Raw genomic sequence first — 1,836 nt, forward strand, 5'->3', positions numbered from 1 at the left:
GGCCGCGACTGCAACGTCAGCCCGGGCACGCCGATGGAGGCGGGCGACCTCCCGACCGGCACGATCGCGATCTACACCGACAATGCGCAGCAGATCTACGCGGTCCTCGGGATGCAGCTCAGCCTGGCCGCGAACGTGGGCGCCGCGCTCGGCCTGCTCCCACCCGGCGCCGCCGAGGACAGCATCGACGACAAGGTGCTGGCGCCCAACCTGGCCGAGAACGTCTTCGAGCTCTGCAACGTGCTGACCAGCCTGCTCAACCGCGAGGGCGCGCCGCACGTCAAGCTCTACCAGGTGGTCTATCCGGGCATGCCGCTGCCCAACGACGCCCGCGCGCACCTGCTGGCGCTGGGCCGCCGCCTGGACCTGACCATCGAGGTCAACCGTTACGGCAAGGGAAAGTTCTCCCTGTCGCTGGCTCCCTGAAGTGGTAGTCCACGCACCTTTGCGGGCGCGTCCCGCGTGGGTGGGCTACCACCTCGGTAGGGTCAGGGCCTTCCAGATGTCGGCCGGGGTGGCCGGGGCGCCGTCGACCGGGGCCGGGTCCTCGGGGGTCGGTGCGATGCCGTTCGCCGCGATGCGGTCCAGCGTGCGCAGGCCCAGCGGCTCGATGTAACCGAAGATCGTGTAGTTCGGGCGCAGGGCCGAATCCTTGTACACCAGGAAGAACTGGCTTCCGTTGGTGTCCGGGCCGGCGTTGGCCATCGCCAGCACGCCGCGGGCGTAGAGGCGGCGGACGCCCGTCGGGTCGGTCGGCGCCGGCGGCAGGTCGGTCGGCAGCTCGTCGCGGTAGCGGTAGCCCGGGCCGCCCTCGCCGGTGCCCGACGGGTCGCCGCACTGCAGCACCGACAGCGTCGGGTACGCCGTGAGCCGGTGACACGTCGTGTGGTCGTAGAACCGGTGCCGGGTCAGGTGCAGGAAGCTCTGCACCGTGCAGGGCGCCGCCGCCCGGTCCAGCACCAGCGGGATCAGGCCCTGGTTCGTGATCAGCACCACCCGCGCCTTCCCTCGAGCCGGCGTCGGCGACGGGTCGCGCGGCAGCTGCACCGGCCGGGCCGCCGGCTCGTCCGGCGTCGGCGTGTACGCGCACGGGCCGGGTGTCGGCTCGGTCGGCGGGGCGACCGCCGCCGAACCGGGTGTCGCACCGACCGGGCCGGCGGTGGCCGCCGCGGGGGTCGCGCCGACGAGGGTCAGGCCTGCCGCCACGAGGGCGGACACCACGAGGGATCGCATCCCATCGGTCTAATCGACCGGCGTGGATAGGTCAAGCGCTACGAAGCGGTCAATAACTGGCCGCAATGGCGGGCAGACTGTCCGCATGACGGTGCTCAGCGATCGCGTGCTCAACCGGACCACGCTCGAACGGCAACTGCTGCTCGACCGTGCCGAGACAACACCGATGGACGTGCTGCGGCTGCTGGTCGGCATGCAGGGGCAGGACCCGGAGCTGCCGTACGTCGGCCTCTGGAACCGGATCGCCGGGTTCACGATGGACGATCTCGCGACGCTGGTCGAGACCGGGCAGGTCGCCCGCGCCACGCTCTTCCGCTGCACCCAGCACCTGCTGCCCACCGCGGACTACGCCTGGATCCGGCCGCTGTTGCAGCCCCTGATCGACAAGATGTGCAGGACGTTCTTCGGGCAGTTCGTCGCCGGCGTCGACCAGGCGGAGCTGACCGCGATGGCGACGAAGCTGCTGGGCGAGCGCACGATGAGCCGGCCCGAGCTGGGCCGGGTGCTGGCGCAGCGGTGGCCCGAGCACGAGGGCGTGTGGCTGGCGCGGGCGGCGCAGGTGGCGTTGCCGATCGTGCACCCGTACCCCGACGGCAGCTGGGG

3 protein-coding genes are annotated in these 1,836 nt (G+C 71.8%); 2 read left to right on the forward strand and 1 reads right to left on the reverse strand.

The window, feature by feature from the left end:
* A partial coding sequence (locus AB0M20_RS41295; protein ID WP_364306762.1) for a hypothetical protein occupies nt 1-426 on the forward strand: 426 nt, incomplete at its 5' end.
* Between the two features lie 45 nt (nt 427-471).
* Here AB0M20_RS41295 and AB0M20_RS41300 read toward each other — a convergent pair.
* Nucleotides 472-1,233, reverse strand: coding sequence for a peptidylprolyl isomerase (locus AB0M20_RS41300; protein WP_364306764.1), 762 nt, complete (start codon nt 1,231-1,233; stop codon nt 472-474).
* A gap of 85 nt (nt 1,234-1,318) precedes the next feature.
* On the opposite strand from AB0M20_RS41300, the gene AB0M20_RS41305 reads away from it, so the two are divergent.
* A partial coding sequence (locus AB0M20_RS41305; RefSeq protein WP_364306766.1) for a crosslink repair DNA glycosylase YcaQ family protein occupies nt 1,319-1,836 on the forward strand: 518 nt, incomplete at its 3' end.

This window comes from Actinoplanes sp. NPDC051633 (genome assembly GCF_040681735.1).
Classification (GTDB): Bacteria; Actinomycetota; Actinomycetes; order Mycobacteriales; family Micromonosporaceae; genus Actinoplanes.

Excerpts from the sequence above, each read along its gene's own strand:
- AB0M20_RS41300 (WP_364306764.1), bottom strand. The coding sequence starts at position 1,233 with ATGCGATCCCTCGTGGTGTCCGCCCTCGTGGCGGCAGGCCTGACCCTC.